This window comes from Luteibacter sp. (assembly GCF_009912395.1).
Taxonomy (GTDB): Bacteria; Pseudomonadota; Gammaproteobacteria; order Xanthomonadales; family Rhodanobacteraceae; genus Luteibacter.
Genome location: NZ_WNDO01000035.1, coordinates 16,151 through 38,971, shown reverse-complemented (window position 1 = coordinate 38,971; position 22,821 = coordinate 16,151). Strand labels below are relative to the sequence as shown.

The window sequence follows — 22,821 nt, the reverse complement described above, 5'->3', positions numbered from 1 at the left end:
CTCGCCGCCTCCAGAAACGGGGGGAGGGTGCTCGACCAGAGCTCAACGGCATTCGCTAACCCAGTGATGGGATTTGTGAAATAGTGCCTATAAGTGGCCCTGGACGGCCGTTGCCAATCCGTTAAGTTTTCGATCTAATGCCTTCGCGCCGTACACACCTATTCCGACAAAGGCGCCGGGGAAAGGGGGACACAGTGGGGCTCTTTACACCCAAATCGACGCCTTTGATCGGCGTCGACATCAGTTCGACCGCGGTCAAGCTGCTGCAATTGAGTCAAGCCGGCGGCCGCTATCGGGTCGAGCACTACGCGGTGGAGCCCCTGCCGCCCAACGCCGTGGTCGAAAAGAACATCGTCGAGGTCGAGGCGGTGGGCGAGGCGATCCGCCGCGCCCTGGCCCGCTCGGGCTCGAAGCTGAAGCACGCCTCGGCCGCCGTGGCCGGCTCGGCCGTGATCACCCGCGTCATCCCGATGTCGGCCGACCTGTCCGAGGACGACCTCGAGGGCCAGATCCTCGTGGAGGCCAACCAGTACATCCCTTACCCGATCGAGGAAGTCAGTCTCGATTTCGAGGTGCTGGGGCCGGTGCGTGACAACCCCGAGATGAACAACGTGCTGCTGGCCGCCTCGCGCACCGAGAACGTGGACATGCGCATCGCCGCGCTCGATCTGGGCGGCCTGACCGCCAAGGTGATCGACGTCGAGGCCTTCGCCATGGAGAACGCCTTCGGCATGGTCGCCGACCAGCTGGCCGTGCCCCGCGACGCCCTGGTCGCCATGGTGGACATCGGCGCCACCATGACCACCCTGGCCGTGCTCAAGAACCAGCGCACCATCTACTCCCGCGAGCAGGTCTTCGGCGGCAAGCAGCTTACCGACGAGATCATGCGCCGCTACGGACTCTCCTACGAGGAGGCGGGCCGCGCCAAGCGCAAGGGCGGCTTGCCGGAGTCCTACGAGATGGAGGCCCTGGAGCCGTTCAAGGAGTCCCTGGTGCAGCAGGTGAGCCGCCTGCTCCAATTCTTCTTCGCCGGCAGCGAGTACAGCCGGGTCGACCAGGTGGTGCTGGCGGGAGGCTGCGCATCCATCGAGGGCATCACCGAGCTGCTCGAACAGCAGATCGGCGTGCCCTGTGTCGTGGCCAATCCGCTCGCCCGGATGGCCCTGTCCAATCGCGTGCAGGCCCAGACCCTGGCCCAGGACGCCCCCGCGTTGATGATCGCGGTGGGCCTGGCCATGAGGAGCTTCGACTGATGGCACGCATTAACCTCCTTCCCTGGCGAGCCGAGCGACGCAAGGTCCGCGAGCGTGAATTCTTCATCCAGCTCGGCCTGGCCTTCGGTGCCGCGCTGGTGGTGCTGATCATCTGGTCCATGTGGATGGATGCGCGCATCGACAACCAGAACGACCGCAACACCTACCTCCAGGGCGAGATCAAGCAGCTCGACGACCGGATCGCCAAGATCAAGGACCTCGAGAAGGTCCGCAGCGATCTCCTCCAGCGCAAGCAGATCATCGAACAGCTCCAGGCCAACCGTTCGCAGATGGTCCATCTGTTCGACGAACTGGTGAGGACGATTCCCGCGAGTGCGCGCCTGACCGGCATGAAGCAGTCGGGCGACTCGATGTCGCTCGATGGCGTGTCGCAGTCCAATTCCAGCGTTGCCGAGTACATGCGCAATATCGAGGCATCGCAGTGGATGGGGCATGTCGACCTGCGCAAGACCGAGAACACCCATGATGCGTCGCGCATGCCTTATGCCTTTGGCCTCGACGTGCACCTGAACCATCCTGGCGATAACTCGTCGTCCGACAACGGTGCGCCCGCGGCCTCGTCCACCGCCGCGACCCCGCCGCCGGCGGTGCCTGCACCGTTGGCACGCGCGGCGACGGCCGTTTCCGGAGCCCCGGCCGCACCCGTAGCGCCTGCGCCGGCGTCGACCGTCGCGGCCAAGCCGGCGACGGCCGCCCGGCCCGCTGCCGCCGGCACGGCAGGAGCGAAGCCATGAAGTTCATCGACGACCTGCGTAACCTCGATCGCAACAACATCGGTGGCTGGCCGAAGGCGGTGAAGATGTTCTTCGCCGGCCTGATCTTCGTGGTGGTCACGTTCTTCGGCTGGTACCTGCACGTCAGCGACCAGCAGGACGAACTGGAGACGCAGGAGCAGCGCGAAGAGACGCTGAAGACCGAGTTCTCGCAGAAGCAGTCCAAGTCGGCCAATCTCGAGGCGCTGGAACAGCAGCTCACGGAAATGCAGGACATGCTGCGCCAGTTACTGCGCCAGCTGCCCAGCAAGACCGAAATGCCCGAACTGCTCGTCGATATCTCGCAGACGGCGCTCGCCGCGGGCATCGAGACCGAATTGTTCCAGCCCGGTCCCGAGACGCCCCGCGAGTTCTACGCCGAAAAGCCGATCACGCTGCGCATGGTGGGTTCCTATCACCAGTTCGGTAGCTTCATCAGCGGCGTGGCTTCGTTGCCGCGCGTGGTGATCCTGACGTTGCACGATGTTTCGCTCAGCCCCAAGGACCCCGACAAGAAGGGCGCTTCGTCCGGCCTGCTGATCCTGCAGGGTACGGTGAAGACCTATCGTTACCTTGACGACGACGAGGCCGCCGCGCAGTCCAAGCAGGCAGCAGGAGCCAAGCGATGAAAGTCTCGTTCGCACGTGGCGGCCTTGTCCTGCCCCTGTTCGGCATCGTGGTGTCGCTGGCGGGCTGCGGCAGCGGTTCCGATCTGCACGAATGGGTCGATGCGCAGAAGCACAAGCCGGGCGAGCCGATTCCTGCCCTGCCGGTCATCCGCACCTTCGAAACCTTCGCCTACCAGGACCAGAACGCGCGCGACCCGTTCAGCCCCAGCACGGCCGAGGTGGATACGTCGGCGACCTCGGGTCCGCGACCGGACGAGAACCGGCCCAAGGAGCCCCTGGAGATGTACTCGCTGGATACGCTCCGGATGGTCGGTACGATCGGTGCGGGTGCGTCGCTGGAAGCGTTGGTGAAGGACCCGGGCGGGGTGATCCACAAGATTCACCGTAACGAATACATGGGGCAGGCCTACGGCCGCGTCACCACCGTGAGCGAGGATCGGATCGACCTGGTCGAGCTGGTCCCCAACGGCACCGGTGGTTGGATGGAACGCCCGGCAAGCATTTCGGTCGGCGACAAATGAGTATCTCGGGGATGACGCACATGACCACCAACTTCCACCACCTGCCGGGACGCGCGCGTCGCTGGATCCTCTGCGCGGCACTGGCCGTGTCGGCGGGATTCGCCGGTCAGGCGGCCGCCGCCAACGCCCTGCGCAACGTCAGCTACGACGCGCAGCCGGGTGGCCGCGTGGAGCTGACCCTGGCCTTCAGCGAAAAAGCGCCCGATCCGAAGGTGTTCACCACCAACAATCCGCCGCGCATCGCGATCGACCTGGCCGATACCACCAACGCCTATAGCTCGCGTCATCTCGACGTAGGCAAAGGCTCGACATCGGGCGTGTCCATTGTTTCGGCGGGGGGGCGTACCCGCGTCACGATCGAACTGTTCCGCGAATCCGCGTACAAGACCCGCGTCGACGGCAACAATCTGATCATCACCGTCAACAACGGCCCGACCGGTGCCACGACGACCACCGCGATCGTCTCCGATCCGACCAAGGCGTTGCCGTCGAGCGCGGGCGTACCGCTGTCGAACATCGATTTCCGTCGAGGCACGAACGGCGAAGGCCGCGTGATGATCAGCCTGGGTAACAGCGCGACGACGCCCGAGATGCACCGTGAAGGCGATCGCATCATCGTGAGCATGCCGGGTTCGAGCCTGCCGCCGAAGCTCGCGCAGCGTCTCGACGTGCTCGATTTCGCCACGCCGGTCCAGTCGATCGAAACCAAGTCCGCGCCGGGTGGTCCGCGCATGGAGATCCGCACGAAGGGCGAGGTGGAAGTCTCGTCCTACCAGAGCGGTTCCGACTATGTAGTGGAAGTGGCCGCGAAGAAGGTGACGCCGGTCGCGGGCAAGACCGCCAAGGGCCAGGATCCGACGTACTCGGGTTCGCGCCTCACCTTCAATTTCCAGGATATCCCTGTCCGCTCGGCGCTCCAGCTGATCGCCGACGAAGCCAAGCTCAACCTGGTCGCATCCGATAGCGTGGGTGGCAGCGTCACCCTCCGTCTGGTGAATACGCCGTGGGACCAGGCGCTGGACGTGATCCTTCGTGCCAAGGGCCTGGACAAGCGTCGTAGTGGCAACGTGATCTGGATCGCTCCGCAGGCCGAGCTCGCCAGCTACGAGCAGAGCCTCGCCGATGCGCGTCAGAAGGCCGAGGACACTGCAGAGCTGGTGTCCGACTACATCCCGATCAGCTACGGCAAGGCGGAAGACATTGCCAAGCTGCTGACCCAGGGCAGCCTGCAGGGCTCCGGCGGCGCGTCGAGCAACAACACGTCGCGTGGATTCCTCTCCTCCCGAGGCAGCGTATCGTTCGACGAGCGCACCAATACGCTGCTCATCAACGACACGCCGGACAAGATCCGTGATCTACGCGAGCTGATCGGCACCCTGGATCGCCCGGTACAGCAGGTGCTGATCGAATCGCGCATCGTGGTCGCCACCGATAAGTTCACCCGTCAGCTGGGTGTGCGCTGGGGTGCGCAGGCGTTCAACCACAACAATCGCAACCAGATCATCGGCACCTCGCCCGACCTCAACTCGGGTACCAATGGCACCGGTACGGCCGACCTGGTCACGAGCGTCCGCAACAGCGACGTGGCCTACCAGAACGCCTTGGCCCAGCAGGCCCTCAACACGCAGAATGGCACGCCGAACACCACGGTGGCCTCCCGCAATCCGTACAACTTGCCGGGCGGCTACAACGTCAACCTGCCGGTGTCCAATCCGTCCGGCAGCATCGGCCTGGCGATCCTCGGCGCGAACTACCTGGTCGATTTGGAGCTGTCGGCGGCGCAGACCGAAGGCCGCAGCGAGGTGATCTCCAGCCCGCGCGTCATTACCGCCAACCAGCAGGAGGCGGTGATCAAGCAGGGTACCCAGATCGGCTACGTCACCTACCAGGCATCGGGCAGCGGTGGTGGCGCGCAGAACGCCACGGTGCAGTTCAAGGATGCCGTGCTCGAACTGCGCGTGACGCCGACGATCACGGCCGACAGTCGCGTCTACCTCAAGATCAACGTGAAGAAGGATGCGCTGGCGAGCAACGTGGCCGCGCCGGGCGGTGGCTTCGTGCCGTCGATCGATACCCGCGAGATCAACACCTCTGTACTGGTCGACAACGGACAGACCGTCGTGCTCGGTGGTATCTATGAAATCACCAAGGGCAATACCACCGACAAGGTTCCTGGCTTGGGCGACATTCCCGGTATCGGTGTGCTGTTCCGTCGCACCAATCGCCAGAACGACAAGGCCGAACTGCTCATCTTCGTCACGCCTCGTATTCTGAGCGATACCTTGCAGTAAAAGGTGTCCACTTCGTTCCGCACGCCCGCGCTTGTCGCGGGCGTTTTTTTTGCCGGTTTCGTGATCGGCCGCAAGCCCGCCGCCGCAGAGACGCGCTATCGTCGAACAGTCATGAGGGAATACGGATTCTCGGGGTGAATCCACGGAGTCGTCGTCCTGGCGACTCCCTCAAATGTGAGGTTCGACATGTCGTTCAACGGAAAGAACCTGCTTCTCGGACTGTTCGTCGCCGGCCTGGCTTTCGTCGGGTCCGCCTCCGCCACCGTCGTCTCGGGCACCGGCCAGCACAATGCGCCCACGCTCTCCGGCTGCCTGTCCGACGCGATGCCCAACCAGACCTCCGGCTGGATCCAGACCAACCAGGGTTTCCGCATCCAGTGCGCTCCACCGGGCGGCATTCCGGGGGTGAACTGGCAGGAGGTGACCGAATTCAACAACCTGCCGGTCGGCACCACGCTCGACATCTGCGTGTCGTTCGGCTATCCGGCGGGATGGACCGTCATCAACCAGCGCAAGGACGCCAGCCGCTGCGGTTACTTCCAGGGCCAGGTGTTCTCCAACAACGTCGTGACCATCCGTCGCGACCAGTGATATCGCCCGCCACCACCGCGCTCGCGGTGGTGGCTTACGGGCTTCCGACGCGTGTCCCTGACCTCCGGCCCTAAACTTCTGCGGCTCGCTGTGGTCTGATCGGACCTCTGCCTTACTTCGGGATCCCCCTCGATGTCCGATCTGTCGACCGCCAAGCCTTCGCTCCAGGAGGCCTTCGTCCACCTGCGCGAGGAACTGGCTCGCGGCATCATCGGCCAGCCCCATCTGGTCGAATGCCTCCTTGTCGCCCTGCTGGCCGACGGCCATCTGTTGGTCGAGGGCGCGCCGGGTCTGGCGAAAACCACGGCGATCAAGGCGCTGGCGACCCGCGTGGAAGCCGATTTCCACCGTATCCAGTTCACCCCGGACCTGCTGCCTGCCGATCTCACCGGCACGGACATCTTCCGACCGCAGACCGGTACGTTCGAATTCGAGCGTGGTCCCCTGTTCCATAACATCGTGCTGGCCGACGAGATCAACCGCGCGCCGGCCAAGGTGCAGTCCGCGCTGCTGGAGGCCATGGCGGAGCGACAGATCACCATCGGCCGGCGTACCTGGCCGCTGCCCGAGCTGTTCATGGTCATGGCCACGCAGAACCCGATCGAGCAGGAAGGTACCTTCGCGCTGCCCGAAGCCCAGCTCGATCGCTTCCTGATGCACGTGACCATCGGCTATCCCGATGCGGACGCCGAACTGGCGATTCTCCGCTTGGCGCGCGACCAGGCCCGTGAAGCCATGCACCCGGCCGCGCCGGTGGCGCACCTGCTGCGCCCGGGCGACGTCTTCGCCGCCCGCGATGCGGTGCTGGACGTGCATATGGCCGAGCCGCTGGAACGCTACATCACGCAACTCGTCGTGGCTTCCCGTGAGGCCGGCAAGTACGGCCCCGAGCTGGCGCGCTGGATCGCCTGGGGCGCCAGCCCGCGTGCGAGCATCGCGCTCGACCGCTGCGCGCGTGCCCATGCATGGCTCGCCGGTCGCGATTACGCATTGCCCGAGGATGTCCACGCCGTCGCCCACGACGTACTGCGCCACCGCGTGCTTCCGAGCTACGAGGCGGAAGCCGAAGGCGTGCGGGTCGATACGATCATCGATCGCCTGCTGGACCTCGTGCCGCTGCCGTGAACGCCGCCGCCCCCGTCGCCGATGGGCGCGTACGCGTTTCGCTGCCCGAACTGATTGCCCTGCGCGCCCGCGTGGCGCGTGCGCCCGCACCTCCCGTGGTCTCGCGCGCGCCGCGCAGCGGACAGCGTCCCGGTCGCCTGCATGGACGTGGCATGGACTACGCCGAATCGCGCGTCTACCAGGCGGGCGACGACGTGCGCCGCATGGACTGGCGCCTCACCGCGCGTAGCGGCGTGGCGCATACCAAGCTTTTCCAGGAGGAACGGGAAGGGCGACTGCTGGTGATGCTCGACACCAACACCAGCATGCGCTTCGGTACGCGAACCCGCTTCAAGTCCGTGCAGGCTGCCCGTTCGGCTGCCATGGCCGCGTGGTACGCGATACGCGGCGGCGATCGCGTGGGCGTGTTGTCCTACGGCGGCCAGCGGCAATTGATCCGGCCGCAAGGCGGGTCGCGTGGCGCGCTCGCCGTGGCGGGTGCCATCGCCGCATGGGATGCGCTGCCCCCGGGTGACGACGAATCGCTTTCCGCGGCGCTGCAACGGGCGGGGCGTCTGATGCACGGCGCGTCGCGCGTACTGCTGGTCAGCGACGGATTCTGCGTCGACGAGGCCTCGCGGGGGCGCATGCTCGGTCTGGTAGGCAAGGCCGAAGTGTCCGTGCTGGTCGTCGCCGATCCCCTGGAGATGGCTGAGCCCCCCGCCGGCCGCTATCCCTTTGCCCACCGCGGCGTGCACTACGATGTCGCGCTGCACGGCGATCGCCAGCGCGCGGAATTTCTTCGCTCACTGGGCGAAGGTCGCCATCGCATCGACACGCTCGCCTCGTCTCTCGGCTTGCGACATCGCACGATCGACACCACGGCGGATCCGCTCGACGCGGTGATCGCGTTGCTCGGCACCACGAGGGCCGCGTGATGCCGCCGAAAGAACCCGAACTGCGTGACATCCATGTGCCCCACGTTTCCCTGTGGTGGCCCCTGGCCCCCGGATGGTGGGTGCTGTTCGCCGTGGCCGTTATCGCGATCGTCGCTGCCGTGTGGTTCTGGCGTCGGCGTCGCGCGTGGCAGCGCCGCGTCGACAGGGTGCTTGTCGAGTTGAATGACGCCCGTGAACATCATGCGCGTCATGGTGACGTGGCCGCGTTCGCCGCGGTGGCGAGCCAGCTCCTGCGCCGCGTTGCCCGCATGCGTGACGCGAAGAGCGTCACGATGACGGGTACTGCGTGGCGCGACCTGCTGGCGCGTTGCGCACCGCGGGTGCCCCTGGATCGCCTGGCCGACCTGGACACCGCCATGTACCAGCCGCGCACCGATCTCGACGTGACGGCCACGGCCCGTGACGCGGAGGCATGGATTCGCGCCGCATTGCGGCGCCGGCCGCCAGCCATGGGGAGGGCATCGCATGACGTTGCCTGATTTCGCGTGGCCCTGGCTGTTTGCCGCCCTACCGTTACCGTGGTTGCTGCGGCATGTCCTGCGTCCGCTGAAGCCGGCACAGGCGCTCAACCTGCCGCATCCCGGCCTCGCACTTACCCAGGGTGCGCTCACCCGTGCGCCCTTCGCCGCCACGGCGTTGCTCGTGCTGGCGTGGATCTGTCTTGTCGTGGCCGCCGCGCGTCCGCAGCACCTGGGCCCTCCGGAGCCGCAGCAACGCAGCGGTCGCGCCACGATGCTCGCGGTGGACCTCTCCGGCAGTATGGAACTGGACGACATGGAACTGGCCGGCCGTCAGGTCTCCCGTTTCACGGCGGTGGAAGCGATTGCGGGTGACTTCATCGATCGCCGCGTCGGTGACGAACTGGGCCTGATCCTGTTCGGCACGCAGGCGTATCTCGTCACGCCGCTCACCTACGATCTCGACGCCGTGCGCTCGCAGTTGCACGAAGCGGTCGTCGGCCTGCCAGGGCGGGAAACCGCGATCGGTGACGCGCTCGCGGTGGCGGTGAAGCGACTGGCCGACATGCCCGAACAAGCCCGCGTCGTGGTGTTGCTCACCGACGGCGTCAACAATGCCGGATCGATCGCTCCTCGCGAGGCGGCGCGCGCCGCCAAGGCGGCCGGCGTGCGGATCTACACCATCGGCATCGGTGCCAACGCGATGCGCGTGCCGGACTTCTTCGGTTCGCGGGTCGTCAATCCATCGGCCGATCTCGACGTGGGTATGCTGACCGATATCGCCAACGAGACCGGCGGCCGCTTCTTCCGCGCCACCGATACGAACCAGCTGGCCCAGGCCTATCGCGAGATCGATTCCCTCGAACCCGTGCCGCAGCAGGGCGCGGCGCTACGTCCGCGTTACGAACTGTTCCGCTGGCCGTTACTCGCTTCGCTGCTGTTGTTCGCCATCGCGACCTTGCCGCGCTACCTCGGACGGAGGGCGTTGGCATGAGCGAGGTGTTCACCCATTTCCATTTCATCGAACCTCGCTGGTTGTGGCTGCTGCTGGCCGTACCGGTTCTCGCCTGGCTGGTCTTGCGCCGCTCCGGCGGTACCCACGTGCTGGCGCGCCTCGCCGATCCGGCGTTGCTGCCGCACCTGCTCGATGGCAGCCCGGCGTCGTCGAAAGGCCCGGTCGCCGCGTTCATCGCCGCGTCCATCCTCGCGGTGCTGGCCCTGGCCGGCCCCACCTGGAACCGGCAGACGCAACAGCTCTTCGCGGAACGCGCGGCGCAGGTCGTCGTCGTTTCGATGTCGCCGCACATGCTCTCGCACGACGTGGTGCCCGATCGCCTGAGCCGCGCGCGCTACAAGGTGCGCGAGCTGTACACCGCCAACCGCGACGGCATGAACGCGCTCATCGCCTATACGGGCGAGGCCTTCATGGTGGCACCGCTGACCACGGACGCGCACAGTGTCGACGACCTCCTGTCGGCACTCGCGCCGGACACGATGCCCGTCGGTGGCGACGATCCCGCCAAGGCGATCGACATGGCCGCGTCGCTCATCCGCCGGGCCGATATCCGTGGCGGTTCCATCGTGCTGGTGACGGATCGCGTCGACGACGCGGCGATCGCCGCCGCGCGCCGTGCGCGTGCCGCTGGCGATCGCGTGTCGGTGCTCGGCATCGGTACCGAGCGTGGCGGTCCGATCGCCAGCAGCGACGGCGGCTTCCTGAAGGACGCGCAGGGCGCGGTGGTGATGGCGCCCCGCGACGACGCGTCGCTTACCTCGCTGGCCACGGCGGGTGGTGGTCGTTACGTGCCCGTGGCCGTCGACGGATCGGACGTGTCCGCCTTGTCGGCTTTCCTGCACGGCGACGATGATGGCAAGGCGGTGGATGGAGCCACATCGGGGCAGTGGCAGGATCGTGGCCCGTGGTTGCTGATTCCCCTGTTACCGCTGGTGGCGCTCGCATTCCGCCGTGGCTGGTTGCTCCTGCTCGCCCTGGCGATCCTGCCTTGGTCTCCTGCACGCGCGGATGGCCTGACCGATCTGTTCCGCACTCGCGACCAGCAGGCACAGCAGGCCCTCGTGACGGGCGACGCCAAGCGTGCCCAGGCGCTGGCGGAAAACGCTTCGCTGAAGGGCGCCGCGGCATATCGCGCGGGCGACTTCGCGACGGCCGAAGCCTCGCTTGCCCACGGCGCGGACAGCGACTCGCAATACAACCTCGGCAACGCGCTGGCGAAGCAGCAGCGCTACGAGGATGCCATCGCCGCCTACGATCGCGCGCTGAAAACCAACCCTGGCAACGCGGATGCGGCGGCGAACAAGAAAGCCGTCGAGGATTTCCTGAAGCAACAGAAGTCGCAGGACGGCAAGGATCCCAAGAACGACAAGAAGGGCGGCGGTGGCAGCCCGGACCAGAAGGATCAGAACAACAAGGGCCAGGACAAGAATCCCGGACAGGATTCGCAGCAGGGCGACCAGGGCTCGCAGGGCGGCCAGCCCTCGGGCGACAAGGGCGACAAATCCGACGAAGACAAGGCCGGCAAGGGTTCGCCGGACAAGGCGGGTGAAGGCGAGGGCGGTGATCGCAGCAAGGATCAGGGCAAGGGGCAGGCGCCGCAGGGCGATCCCGCCGCCAAGTCCGATGCCGAACAGGCGAAGGCCGACCAGGCGCAGTCCGCCCTGAAGGAAAAGATGGACCAGGCCCTCGCCGGCAAGGATGGCAAGGACGGTAAAGAAGACAAGTCCGCGCAGCAGGGTCACGATCTCGGCACGCTGTCGAAGGACGACGGATCGCAGCGCCTGCCCGCCGATGTACGTCGCGCGCTGATGCGCGTGCCGGACGATCCCGGCGGCCTGCTGCGCAGGAAATTCATGCTCGAGTACCAGCGTCGCCAGGGCGTTGCGGAGCCGGAGGAATGACGATGCGTGGTGTGCGGTACCTGACCTTGCTTGCCCTGTGGCCGATGTTGGCGCTGGCGCAGGCCACCGCGCCGACGGCCTCGCTCGATCGCAGCAAGGTGGGCCTGGGCGAAACGGTGACGCTGAACATCGAAGTCGGTGACGAAGACGCCGGCTCGCCCGATCTTTCGCCCTTGATGACGGATTTCGTCGTGCTTGGCACGTCCACGAATCATTCGCTGAGCATCGTCAACGGCCGCCGCGAGGCGCATACGATCCTCGGCGTTGCCTTGCGTCCGCGGCATGAAGGTCACCTCACCGTGCCTGCGCTCACCATCGGTGCGCAGAAGACGCAGCCGCTTGACCTCGATGTCCAGGCTGGCAGCCAGGGCGGTGCCGCATCCGCCGATCGCCCGGTGGTGCTGGAAGGCAAGGCCGATCCGTCGCAGGCCTATGTCGGGCAGCAGATCGACTACACCCTGCGCCTGTATTTCGCTGTGAACCTCGCGGACGGCCAACTCGGCGATCCTGCGGTGGAAGGCGCGGAGATTCGTCGCGTCGGCCAGGACGCGAATTACCAGACCACGCGCGGCAGTCGCCGCTTCAACGTCGTGGAACGCCACTACGCGATCTTCCCGCAGCATGCCGGTGGCCTGGACATCCAGCCCCCGACATTCCAGGGCACGGCGGTGGATCCCAACGACGCAGGTTCGTTCTTCGGCGCGGGCGACCCGGTGAACGCGGTGGCGGAGAAGGTCCACGTCGACGTGAAGGGGCGCCCCGCGGGAGCGACCGATGGCGCGTGGATTCCCGCGCGCTCGCTCAAGCTATCGATCGAGGGCTTGCCCGCCGACGGCAAGGCCACGGTGGGTCAACCGGTGACGCTGACGATGCATCTGGATGCGGTCGGCATGCCGTTCGAGGCGCTGCCCGCGTTGTCGCTGCCGACGCTCGATGGCGCGGATGTCTATCCGGACAAGCCCGTCACCGGCGGCGCCAGCAGCGGTCCGTGGATCACGGGGCGGCGCCAGCAGAGCTTCGCCGTGGTGCCGACGCGCGCGGGAACACTGCACATCCCCGAAACCACGCTGCACTGGTGGAACGTGGTGACGGACAAGCCCGAAGTGGCAACCCTGCCGGCTCGGGACATCGTCGTGGCACCGGGCTCCGGTGCATCTGCCGCGACGCCGACAGCTGCGGCGCCTCAGCCCGCGGCGACGACGCCGACGCAGGAAGCTTCCGCGCCTGCGTCATCGAGCGACACGACGGCGCCAGGCTACTGGCGCTGGGCGTTCTTCGCCGTGGCGGCGCTGTGGGTGCTGACCCTGCTGGCCTGGTGGCTCCGGCGTGGTCGCCGGCAAACAACGGTAAAGGATGCGACCGTGGTTCGCGTCGAGCCGGTACGCGAGGGGCCGGCCCGCGAGGCGTTCCGCAAGGCCGTCGCATCCGGCGATGCGCTTGCCATGGAGCAGGCGCTCGTGGCCTGGGCAAGGACCATTCGCCCAAGCATCCGTTCCGTGGGCACCCTGTCGGCGGCGCTGCGCGACGGTGCGCAGCGCGAGGCCATCGCGGCGCTGCAAAAAGCCCGGTTCGCTGGTGGTGAACTGCGCGGCGACGTGCTCGGCGACGCCTTCGCGAAGGGGTTCGACTGGCTCCCGCCGGTCGGCGGCGGTCCGGACGAGCCCCTGCCGCCCCTCTATCCGCGCTGAATCGCGATGCCTCGCGAGGCATAGGCCTGGGTGGCGGCGGCGCCGAAGGTGCAGAACAGCACCTCGGCCGGCTGCCATTCGGCCGTCTGGACGGCCTTCACGGCGATGTCGGTGGCCTCGTCCAGCGGATAGCCATACACCCCCGTACTGATCGCGGGGAAGGCGAGCGAGGCGATGCCGTGTTCGCGCGCCAGTTTGAGACTATTCCGATAACAGGCGGCCAGAAGCGCCGCCTCCCCGTGTGAACCGCCATGCCAGACCGGACCGACGGTGTGGATCACTTGGCGCGCGGGTAGCCCGAATCCCCCGGTGATCCGGGCTTCGCCGGTCGGGCAGCGTACGCCGGTCCGCACCTCCGGCATCGCTGCGCAGGCCGCCAGCAGGCCTTTTCCGGCGGCCCGGTGGATGGCCCCGTCGACCCCGCCGCCGCCGAGCAGGGAGGCGTTGGCCGCGTTGACGATGGCGTCCACGTTCAGGGTTGTGATGTCGGCTTCCCGGACAATGATGGTCATGGCTGTTTTCGCTGTGACGGCTGCGTTTCAAACCGCTAGGATGGGGCCTGAATCCCGCCGCGCCGCCCGTCAGAAGGTTTATGGTCGACCAGCTCAAAGTTGAAGATATCTCGTTCGCCTATCTCATCAACGATGTCACCTTGCTTTTCCGCAAGCATTTTGACCGTCGTGCGGTGAAATTCGGGCTGACGCGCGCCCAGTGGCGTGCACTCAAGGCGCTGCATCGCACGCCGGGCATGCGCCAGAACGAGCTGGCCGAAAGCCTCGACATGGAGCCCATCGCCGTGGGCCGCGTGATCGATCGCCTCCAGGCCGCGGGCTTCGTCGAGCGCCGCGCCGACCCGAAGGATCGCCGCGCCTGGCGCCTGCACGACACCGAGCAGGCCCGCGGCGTCATCGACGACATGGAAGACATCGCCAAGGGACTGCGCAGGGATGCCGTCGAAGGCATCGTGCTCGACGATCTGCAGACGACACTCGCGGTCTTGAACCGCATGAAGGAGAATCTGCAGGGTCTCGACGGTCCGGCCGAGGAAGGCTGAGCCAAGGGTCAACCGAATCGCCGGGCGACCGTTCCCTATAAGGTTGTCCGACCCAAAAACATGTCCGCGTCCCCGCGCGGCGACCGATCCAGGTGGAGTCGGCCGGAGTCCTCATGCAGCGATCCCCAGGGAAGAAACTCGTCCTCGTCGTAGGCCTCGTCGTCGTGGCCGCGGTAGCCGCCGGTATCTGGCGCCACGAGGCCGGTGGGAAAATGCCAGCGACCAAGAGCAAGCAGGCCCAGGCCCAGGCAGGGGTGCCGGTCACCACGGCGCAGGCCACGCGGGGGGAAATCGATCTCTCGCTGAAGGTCATCGGTCGCGCGGAGGCCTATTCCACGGTCAATGTGCGTTCGCGTGTGAACGGGCAGCTCGAACGCCTCGCGTTCACGCCCGGCTCGCATGTGAAGAAGGGCGACCTGCTCGCGCAGGTCGATCCGCGTCCGCTGAAGGCGACGCTCGATGCCGCGAAGGGCACGGTCGCCCGTGACGAGGCCTCGCTGACGAAGGCCGAGGCGGATCTGCAGCGCTACGAGAACATGCTCGGCAAGGGCTTCGTCAGCCGTGCGGACTACGATCTGTACAAGGCCAACTTCGGTGTGGCGCGTGCCAATATCGAAAGCGACCGTGCCGCGGTGCGCGCCGCGCAGGTGCAGCTCGACTTCACCACCATCGTCGCGCCGTTCGACGGCATCACTGGCGCGCCGCTCGCCTATCCGGGCGCGACGCTGAGCGCCGACACCACCGATATCGTGGTGCTCAACGAGGTCGATCCGATCCGTGTCGCCTTCGCCATTCCCGAGGACAGCCTCGCCGCCGTACGCACCAGTGCGCGACGCGGCACGCTGCCGGTGGAGGCGCACGTGCCTGGCGATACCGGAGGCCCCTTGCAGGGCGAGCTGGAATTCATCGACAACGCCGTGGACGTCACCACGGGCACCATCGTGCTGAAGGGCCGCTTCGTCAACGCGGACGGTCGCCTCACGCCAGGCCAGTTCGCCGAGGTGACGCTACCGACCACGCGCCTGGCCGATGTCGTGAGCGTGCCGGTCGTGGCCTTGCAAAGTTCCACGGCAGGCAGCTTCGTCTTCGTGGTGAAGGCCGACAACACCGTGGAACAGCGCACGGTCACCACCGGCGCCACCTCGGGCAACCGCGTCGTCATCGACAAGGGCCTGCAAGGCGGCGAGCGCGTGGTCACCGAAGGCCAGATGCTGCTCGTCGACGGCGCCCGCGTGCGCCTCGACAAGGCCTGAGGCCGCACGCATGAACCTGCCGGAACTCTGCATCCGCCGGCCCGTGATGACCACGCTGCTGATGGCGGCGCTGGTGATCTTCGGTCTCGCCGCCTATCCGAAACTGCCGGTCAACGAGCTGCCGAACGTCGACTTCCCGACGATCAACATCAGCGCAAGCTTGCCCGGCGCGTCACCGGAGACGATGGCCTCGTCCGTCGCCACGCCGCTGGAGGCGCAGCTGTCCACGATCGCGGGCATCGATTCGATGACTTCGTCCAGTTCGCTGGGCTCCACCACGATCACCGTCACCTTCGCGTTGGATCGCAGCATCGACGGCGCGGCGCAGGACGTGCAGGCGGCGATCTCCGCCGCGCAACGCCAGTTGCCGCAGGACATGCCCACGCCGCCGACCTATCGCAAGGTGAACCCGGCCGACGCGCCGATCCTGTTCCTCACCATGCAGTCGTCCACGCTGCCGCTGTCCACCGTCGACGATTACGCGGAGACCGAGCTGGCGCAGCGTCTGTCGATGGTCGACGGCGTCGCCCAGGTCAACGTCTACGGTTCGCAGAAATACGCCGTGCGTATCGCGGTGAATCCGGATCGCCTCGCCGCCAACGGCATCGGTGTCGACCAGATGCGCCAGGCCATCGCGGCTGCCAACGTCAACAAGGCGACCGGGTCGCTGAACGGCCAGCGTCAGCTGCTTTCCATCCGTTCCGACGGCCAGCTCATGCGCGCGGCCGACTACAACCAGGTGGTGGTGGCCTATCGCAATGGCGCGCCGATCCGTCTTTCGGATATCGCCGTGCCGCGTGACAGCGTGCAGGACGACCAGAAGGCCAGCTGGTTCAACGGCCATCGCGCCATCACGCTCGCCATCCAGCGCCAGCCCGGCGCGAACACGGTGGAAACGGTCGACCGCATCCTCGCCCTGGTACCTGGGTTCTCGGAGACGTTGCCGCCGTCGGTGAAGCTCGACGTGATGTACGACCGCTCCGTCTCCATCCGCGAATCGGTGGAGGACGTGCAGTTCACGCTGGTGCTCGCGGGCATCCTCGTGGTGGCGGTGATCTACCTGTTTCTCGGCAACGCCTCGGCCACGCTGATTCCCGCCGTCGCTCTGCCGATCTCGGTGCTGGGCACGTTCGGCGCGATGTTCGCGTTGGGCTACAGCCTCGACAACCTCTCGTTGCTGGCGTTGACGCTCGCCGTGGGCTTCGTGGTCGACGATGCGATCGTGATGCTCGAAAACATCATGCGGCACATCGAGATGGGCGAGAAGCCGTTCGACGCGGCGGTGAAGGGCGCGAGCGAGATCGGCTTCACCATCTTCTCGATGACGCTGTCGCTGGTCGCGGTGTTCATCCCCGTGATGTTCATGGGTGGCATCGTCGGCCGGTTGTTCCACGAGTTCGCCGTGGTCATCAGCGTGTCGATCCTCATCTCGGGCTTCGTCTCGATCACGCTGACGCCGATGCTGTGCAGCCGCTTCGTCAAGGCGCACGACCACGACAAGCGCAGCTTCGTCGTGGTGTGGTTCGACAAGGGCTTCAGTGCCGTCACCAACGGCTACACCCGTTCGCTGGGCTGGTGCATGCGGCATCCGCGCACCGTGGTGGGCGTGTTCGTGCTGAGCCTTGCCGCCACGGCGGTGCTGTTCATCGTGACGCCGAAGGACTTCATCCCCGCCGGCGACAGCGGGCAGCTTCGCGTCACGACGGAAGGCCCCACGGACATCTCCTTCGCCGCCATGTCGGCGCGCCAGCAGATGCTGGCGGAGATCGCCGGACAGGACCCGAACATCGAAGGCTATATGTCCAGCGTGGGTGCCGGTGGCGCGCGCGCCACGGTCAACTCCGGCTCGATCCTGCTGCGGTTGAAGCCCCCCGCCGAGCGCGGACACACCACGCCGGACGAGATCATCCAGGAGCTTCGGCACAAGTTCGCCGAGGTGCCGGGCATTCGCACCTATATCCAGAATCCGCCGGCGATCCAGGTGGGCGGTCGCCAGTCGAAGGCGCAGTACCAGTACACCGTGCAGTCCACGGACCTGCATGCCTTGTATGACTGGTCGGGCAAGCTCGTTAACGCGTTCCAGAAACTGCCGGGCTTCCAGGACGTCACCACCGACCTCGATCTCAACAGCCCGTCGATGGTCGTCACGGTCAACCGCGACAAGCTGGCGCCGCTAGGCCTCACGATGGAGCAGGTGCAGACGGCGCTCGGCACGGCCTTCGGCGAAAACCAGATTTCGACCATCTACGGTTCGGCCACGCAGTACTGGGTGATCCTGCAGGTGGAGCGTCGCATGCAGGACGACCCCGCCGTGCTGTCGAAGCTCTACGTGACCTCGGATACGGGCAAGCTCGTGCCGTTGAACACGGTAGCGCGCTTCGAGCGCAAGCCGCAGGTGCTTACCGTGAACCACCAGGGCCAGTTGCCGGCGGTGACGGTGTCGTTCAACCTGGCGCCGGGCGTGTCGCTCAGCGACGCCGTGCATAGCATCGACGGCGCAACACTGTCGTTGAAGCTGCCCGCCACGTTGAGTGGCAGCATCCAGGGCACGGCACAGGCCTTCCAGGATTCGGTGAAGGGCATGGGCCTGCTGCTCCTGCTCGCGGTGTTCGTGATCTACCTCGTGCTGGGCATCCTGTACGAGAGCTTCATCCACCCGCTCACGATTCTTTCCGGCCTGCCGGCGGCGGCGGTCGGTGCGTTGCTTACGCTGGTGATCTTCAACGCATCGCTCGACCTGTTCGCCTTCGTCGGCATCGTGATGCTGGTCGGTATCGTGAAGAAGAACGCGATCATGATGATTGACTTCGCGCTGGAGCATCAGCGCGATGGCACGGTGTCGCCGTTCGATGCGATCTACGAGGCGTGCCGCGTGCGTTTCCGCCCCATCATGATGACCACGATGGCGGCTTTCGCCGGCACGTTGCCGATCGCGCTGGGCATCGGCGCAGGCGCCGAAACGCGCCGCCCGCTGGGCCTTGCCGTGGTCGGCGGTCTGGTGGTGTCGCAGATCCTGACGCTCTACCTCACGCCCGTGATCTACCTCTACATGAACCGCCTGCAGGAACGCCTGGCCCCCAAGCTACTCGAAGGCGAGCCAAGCTCCGCACTGTAGGAGCGCGCTTGCGCGCGATGGCCGCAGGCGGTGAGTCGCGAGTGACCGGGCTTTGCATTGTAGGAGCGCGCAAGCGCGCTCCTACAACAAGCGGCAAGCGTCAGTCGTGTGCGCCGTCGTTGGCGAACGCACCCGGCGCCGAGCCGAAGTTGCCATCGGCCTGTGCCGCCAGGTACGCGAACGTGGCATACACCGCCACGTTCTGCGCCAGCGCCTTCGGATCGATCTTGTCGAGCGTGTCGTTGACGTTGTGGTGGTAGTCGAAGTAATCCGTGTCGTCCTGGGTGAGCGACAGTGCGGCCATGCCCTTGGCATGCATCTGCGACAGGTCCGAACCGCCACCGCCCGGCTTGCTCGCGTCGTAGGCGACACCGATCGGCTCAAGCACCTTCGCGATCTGCTCGATGGCCTTGCGCGCTTCCGGCTTCACCGACGCCGTCATGCGCCAGATGCGACCCGCGCCGAAATCCGACTCGGTACCCAGCTGGAACTTGGCGACATCCTTGCCATGCGCATCCGCATAGGCGCGACCGCCCCACAGGCCCATCTCTTCGTTCGCGAACGCGATCACGCGAATGGTGCGATCCGGACGCTGCGGCATGTCCTTGATGAGCTTGGCCGCGGCGGCGGCGATCGCCACACCGGCGCCGTCATCGATGGCACCCGTGCCCAGGTCCCACGAATCCAGATGGCCGCCGATGGCGACGACTTCGTTCGGGTACTTGCGGCCGGTGACCTCGGCGATGACGTTGGAACCTTCATAGGTGCCCTTGAAGCCGACATCGAGATCAAGCTTCAGCGTGACCGGCTTGCCTTCCTTCAGCACGCGCTCCAACTGGTCGGCATCGGGCAGCGACAACGCGGCGGCCGGGATGGCGTCCTTCGGATCGGTAAAGCCCGTGACGCCGGTATGCGGCGTACGGCTATGCGCATCGGTACCGGCCGAACGCAGCAGGTACGCGGCGGCGCCCATCTTCGCGGCCAGCACCGGACCGCGCGTACGCGTCGCCGAGCCCATGCCGTAGTCGTGGCCGTCCTTCTGCTGCGTCATATGCGTGCTGACGTAGACGATCTTGCCCTTCACGGTGGCCGGATCGGCCGCCTTCAGCGCGTCGAGCGTGTCGAAGCCCACCACCTCGGCAGTGAGACCACCCTGCGGCGTACCGGCGGAGTAACCCAGTGCGGTCAGCGCAAGCGGCTGCGGGAACGGCGCGACGATGGCACCGTGTTCACTGTGGCGTTCCCACAGCGGGTAGCTCACCTTTTCGGTGTAGACCTTGTCGAAGCCCATCGCCTTGAACTTCGCGATGGTCCACTCGACGCCACGCTTGTCGGCGGCGCTGCCGGCCAGGCGCGCACCTACTTCGGTGGTAAGGCCCGAGACGAACTCGTAGCCCGTGTTGTCGTCCATGGCCTTGTCGCGCAGCGTGGTCGCGGCGGCGACGGCCTTTTCCGGGATGGTGGTGTCCTTGCCGGCGGCATGGGCGGAAAAGGCGAACGCAAGGCACGCGGCAAGCGCGTGCAGGCGGAAGGTATGACGCATGATGACCCCCGGGGACGGAAAGACCCGATTATTGCGCCGGGGAAACGACCTTGTCATGTAGGAGCGCGCTTGCGCGCGATCGCGCGCAAGCGCGCTCCTACAGATGCCTGCTTACGGCGTGCGGTTCTGCTGCTTGAGCAGATCGCGGATCTCCTGCAACAGCACCACGTCGGCGGCCGGCGGTGCCGGCTTCTCGGCCTCGCGACGGGTCACGCGGTTGATGGCCTTGACCACCAGGAAGATCGCGAAGGCCACGATGATGAACTGCACGAGCACGTTGATGAAGGTGCCGTACTGGATCGCCACTTCGGCCGTCTTGGTGGCGGCATCGGCCGGCTTGAGCACCCACTTCCACTGCGAGAAGTCGATGCCGCCGATCAGCCAGCCGATGGGCGGCATGATGATGTTGTCCACCAGGGAGGTGACGATTTTGCCGAAGGCGGCACCGATCACCACACCGACCGCCAGGTCGATGACGTTGCCACGTAGGGCGAACTTCTTGAATTCCGCGACGAAACTCATCGGTTTCTTCTCCTTATCTTGATGTTGCGTCGTAGGTGGAAACTACCCACCCGGATGTCAGTGGTCCGCGAATGTCAGCTCACGCGCCCCTCGAACGTGGTGACGCCTTCCAGCGTCGCACGAAAGTGGTCGCCGCGCACGATGGCCGATACGCCTGCCGGGGTGCCGGTGAAGACGAGGTCGCCCGCCTTCAGTTCGAACAGGCGCGACAAATGGGAAAGGATGGCCGGCACGTCCAGCAGCATGTCGCCCAGGGTGGCGTCCTGGCGGACGACGCCGTTCACTTCCAGGGTGATGCGGGTTGCCTTCGTCGGCGTGACCTCGCTGGCCGGCACGAGGGCCGAGACCGGGGCGGAATGGTCGAAGCCCTTGGCGACATCCCAGGGGGCACCCTTGGCCTTGGCCTGCGCCTGGAGGTCGCGACGGGTGAGGTCCAGGCCCACGCCGTAGCCCCAGACCAGGGTAGCCGCCTCGTCCTCGGAGAGATCGGAACCGCCGGCTCCCAGCGCCACCACCATCTCCACCTCGTGGTGCAGATCGTTCGTGGCGGACGGGTAGGGCACGTCGGCCCCATCGGTCACCACGGCGTCGGCCGGCTTGGTGAAGAACATCGGATTCGACATGTCGACCGTGGCGCCCATCTCCTTCGCGTGGTCGGCGTAGTTGCGGCCGATGCAGAAGATGCGGCGGACGGGAAAGCGCTCGGAACGCCCGGCGACGGGAAGGCTCGGCTGGGCCGGCGAAGGGATGACGGTATTCATGCGGCTAGGGTAGCAGGCACCGCATGACACCTGTCACGAGCGATGGCTGATGGCCGGAAATGGTTCGCGATACCCCCGGATCGCATGATTTCACCGAATCGGGAGCGTATGGGGACGAGGGGTCATGAATGCGAACGCCGAGCTGCTGAAGCAGCTGAAGATCGACAAATCGCACAGGAAAACGCAGGGGGGAGGCGGCGGCCGTGGAGGCCGCACCGCCCTGGTGGTGGTCGGCGTGGTCGTCGCGGTGCTGCTCGTGGGTGGCGCCGCCTGGACCTTCCTGGCGAACCGCCCCGTGGAAGTCCATACCGCCACCGCCGTGGCCCCCGCGGCCGCCGCCGAGGCTGGCGCGGTGCTGCAGGCCACGGGCTATGTCACGGCGCGCCGCCAGGCCACCGTCTCCGCGCAGATCACCGGCACCCTGACCGAGGTGCTGATCGAGGAAGGTGACAAGGTGAGCAAGGGCCAGGTGCTGGCCCGCCTGGAGGACAACGCGTTGCGGGCCAGCCTGCAATCCGCCCAGGCCAATGCCGCCGCCGCCCACGCCACGGTGGCCCAGAGCGAAGCCCAGCTCAACCAGGCGCTGCGCGACGCCGACCGCCAGGAGGCGCTGGTGACCCGAGGGTTGGTCTCGAAACAGCTTGCCGAGCAGAGCCGCACGCAGGCCGATACCTATCGCGCGCAAGTGCAGACCTCCCGCCGCCAGGCCGCGGCCGCCGACGCCCAGGTGGGTGTCGCACAGGTCAACCTCGACTACACCATCGTCCGTGCGCCGTTCGATGGCGTCATCACCGACAAGGCCGCGCAGGTCGGCGAGATCGTTTCACCGCTGTCCGCGGGTGGCGGCTTCACGCGTACCGGTGTCGGCACCATCGTCGACATGGGCTCGCTGGAAATCGACGTCGACGTCAACGAGGCCTATATCGGCCGCGTACAACCCGACATGGCGGCGGAAGCCGTGCTCGACGCCTATCCGGACTGGAAGATCCCCGCACACGTGATCGCCATCGTGCCCGCCGCCGATCGCGGCAAGGCCACGGTGAAGGTGCGCGTGGCGCTGGAAAGCCGCGACGCGCGCATCGTGCCCGACATGGGCGTGCGTGTGTCCTTCCTGGAAAAGCGCGCGCCCACCGCCAGCGAAACGCCGAAGGGCGTGTTCGTACCTGCGGGTGCCGTGGTTCATCGCGACGGCCACGACACAGTGTTCACCGTGGATGCGGACCACGCGAAGCGTCACGCCGTCATCGCCCGCGCCGATGGCGATCCGCGCCTGGTCTCGCAAGGCCTCGCCGCCGGCGACACCGTGATCGTCTCGCCGCCCGATTCCCTGACCGATGGCGCCGCCGTTCGCGTCGCCTCTTCTTCTTCGCCCTGACACGTACGGAGACAG

20 protein-coding genes are annotated in these 22,821 nt (G+C 66.5%); 16 read left to right on the top strand and 4 right to left on the bottom strand.

What is annotated here, in order from left to right; translation table 11 throughout:
* The first annotated feature begins 194 nt into the window (after nt 1-194).
* The 12 genes from GAK28_RS22540 to GAK28_RS22485 all read left to right on the top strand — a co-directional run bounded on the left by GAK28_RS22540 (nt 195) and on the right by GAK28_RS22485 (nt 13,183).
* A complete protein-coding gene (locus tag GAK28_RS22540) occupies nt 195-1,253 on the top strand; it encodes a pilus assembly protein PilM (protein WP_291784646.1) in 1,059 nt (352 codons plus the stop codon).
* Nucleotides 1,253-2,008, top strand: coding sequence for a PilN domain-containing protein (locus GAK28_RS22535; RefSeq protein WP_291784644.1), 756 nt, complete (start codon nt 1,253-1,255; stop codon nt 2,006-2,008). The genes GAK28_RS22540 and GAK28_RS22535 overlap by 1 nt, the downstream gene beginning before the upstream one ends.
* Nucleotides 2,005-2,655: a type 4a pilus biogenesis protein PilO gene (gene pilO, locus GAK28_RS22530; protein ID WP_291784642.1), complete on the top strand. Its 651-nt coding sequence runs from the start codon at nt 2,005-2,007 to the stop codon at nt 2,653-2,655. Before GAK28_RS22535 ends, pilO begins: the two co-directional genes overlap by 4 nt.
* Complete coding sequence (locus GAK28_RS22525; RefSeq protein ID WP_291784640.1) at nt 2,652-3,176, top strand: pilus assembly protein PilP; 525 nt, start codon at nt 2,652-2,654, stop codon at nt 3,174-3,176. The genes pilO and GAK28_RS22525 overlap by 4 nt, the downstream gene beginning before the upstream one ends.
* A 20-nt stretch (nt 3,177-3,196) precedes the next feature.
* Nucleotides 3,197-5,467 (top strand): type IV pilus secretin PilQ, encoded by a 2,271-nt coding sequence (locus GAK28_RS22520; protein ID WP_291784638.1) that lies wholly within the window; start codon nt 3,197-3,199, stop codon nt 5,465-5,467.
* A gap of 186 nt (nt 5,468-5,653) precedes the next feature.
* The gene (locus tag GAK28_RS22515) at nt 5,654-6,058 is read left to right on the top strand and encodes a hypothetical protein (RefSeq protein ID WP_291784636.1); all 405 of its coding nucleotides are present in this window, start codon (nt 5,654-5,656) and stop codon (nt 6,056-6,058) included.
* Between the two features lie 132 nt (nt 6,059-6,190).
* A complete protein-coding gene (locus GAK28_RS22510) occupies nt 6,191-7,183 on the top strand; it encodes a MoxR family ATPase (RefSeq protein ID WP_291784634.1) in 993 nt (330 codons plus the stop codon).
* Nucleotides 7,180-8,100, top strand: a complete 921-nt coding sequence (locus tag GAK28_RS22505; RefSeq protein WP_291784632.1) for a DUF58 domain-containing protein — start codon at nt 7,180-7,182, stop codon at nt 8,098-8,100. Before GAK28_RS22510 ends, GAK28_RS22505 begins: the two co-directional genes overlap by 4 nt.
* Nucleotides 8,100-8,600, top strand: a complete 501-nt coding sequence (locus GAK28_RS22500; protein WP_291784630.1) for a DUF4381 domain-containing protein — start codon at nt 8,100-8,102, stop codon at nt 8,598-8,600. Before GAK28_RS22505 ends, GAK28_RS22500 begins: the two co-directional genes overlap by 1 nt.
* The gene (locus GAK28_RS22495) at nt 8,593-9,573 is read left to right on the top strand and encodes a VWA domain-containing protein (RefSeq protein ID WP_291784674.1); all 981 of its coding nucleotides are present in this window, start codon (nt 8,593-8,595) and stop codon (nt 9,571-9,573) included. Before GAK28_RS22500 ends, GAK28_RS22495 begins: the two co-directional genes overlap by 8 nt.
* Nucleotides 9,570-11,495: a tetratricopeptide repeat protein gene (locus tag GAK28_RS22490; protein ID WP_291784628.1), complete on the top strand. Its 1,926-nt coding sequence runs from the start codon at nt 9,570-9,572 to the stop codon at nt 11,493-11,495. Before GAK28_RS22495 ends, GAK28_RS22490 begins: the two co-directional genes overlap by 4 nt.
* 2 nt (nt 11,496-11,497) lie before the next feature.
* The gene (locus GAK28_RS22485; RefSeq protein WP_291784625.1) at nt 11,498-13,183 is read left to right on the top strand and encodes a BatD family protein; all 1,686 of its coding nucleotides are present in this window, start codon (nt 11,498-11,500) and stop codon (nt 13,181-13,183) included.
* On the opposite strand, the gene GAK28_RS22480 is transcribed toward GAK28_RS22485, so the two are convergent.
* The gene (locus tag GAK28_RS22480; protein ID WP_291784623.1) at nt 13,171-13,695 is read right to left on the bottom strand and encodes an O-acetyl-ADP-ribose deacetylase; all 525 of its coding nucleotides are present in this window, start codon (nt 13,693-13,695) and stop codon (nt 13,171-13,173) included. The two genes, GAK28_RS22485 and GAK28_RS22480, sit on opposite strands and share 13 nt — an antisense overlap.
* An 80-nt stretch (nt 13,696-13,775) precedes the next feature.
* Here GAK28_RS22480 and GAK28_RS22475 point away from each other — a divergent pair, with 80 nt between their 5' ends.
* From GAK28_RS22475 to GAK28_RS22465, 3 genes are all read left to right on the top strand, one after another.
* Complete coding sequence (locus tag GAK28_RS22475) at nt 13,776-14,237, top strand: MarR family transcriptional regulator (protein WP_291784621.1); 462 nt, start codon at nt 13,776-13,778, stop codon at nt 14,235-14,237.
* 113 nt (nt 14,238-14,350) lie between these two features.
* Nucleotides 14,351-15,490, top strand: a complete 1,140-nt coding sequence (locus tag GAK28_RS22470) for an efflux RND transporter periplasmic adaptor subunit (protein ID WP_291784620.1) — start codon at nt 14,351-14,353, stop codon at nt 15,488-15,490.
* 10 nt (nt 15,491-15,500) lie between these two features.
* Nucleotides 15,501-18,605, top strand: coding sequence for an efflux RND transporter permease subunit (locus tag GAK28_RS22465; RefSeq protein WP_291784618.1), 3,105 nt, complete (start codon nt 15,501-15,503; stop codon nt 18,603-18,605).
* 100 nt (nt 18,606-18,705) lie between these two features.
* Here the strand turns inward: GAK28_RS22465 and GAK28_RS22460 are convergent, their stop codons facing one another.
* The 3 genes from GAK28_RS22460 to GAK28_RS22450 all read right to left on the bottom strand — a co-directional run bounded on the left by GAK28_RS22460 (nt 18,706) and on the right by GAK28_RS22450 (nt 21,431).
* Entirely contained in the window at nt 18,706-20,148 is a 1,443-nt protein-coding gene (locus GAK28_RS22460) for a M20/M25/M40 family metallo-hydrolase (protein WP_291784616.1), read from the bottom strand.
* Between the two features lie 111 nt (nt 20,149-20,259).
* The gene (gene mscL / locus GAK28_RS22455) at nt 20,260-20,670 is read right to left on the bottom strand and encodes a large-conductance mechanosensitive channel protein MscL (protein WP_291784613.1); all 411 of its coding nucleotides are present in this window, start codon (nt 20,668-20,670) and stop codon (nt 20,260-20,262) included.
* 74 nt (nt 20,671-20,744) lie between these two features.
* Nucleotides 20,745-21,431 (bottom strand): fumarylacetoacetate hydrolase family protein, encoded by a 687-nt coding sequence (locus GAK28_RS22450; protein ID WP_291784611.1) that lies wholly within the window; start codon nt 21,429-21,431, stop codon nt 20,745-20,747.
* Nucleotides 21,432-21,555: 124 nt separating this feature from the next.
* Between GAK28_RS22450 and GAK28_RS22445 the strand changes: the two genes are divergently transcribed.
* On the top strand, nt 21,556-22,806 hold the full coding sequence (locus GAK28_RS22445; RefSeq protein ID WP_291784609.1) for an efflux RND transporter periplasmic adaptor subunit: 1,251 nt from the start codon (nt 21,556-21,558) through the stop codon (nt 22,804-22,806).
* Nucleotides 22,807-22,821 lie beyond the last annotated feature (15 nt).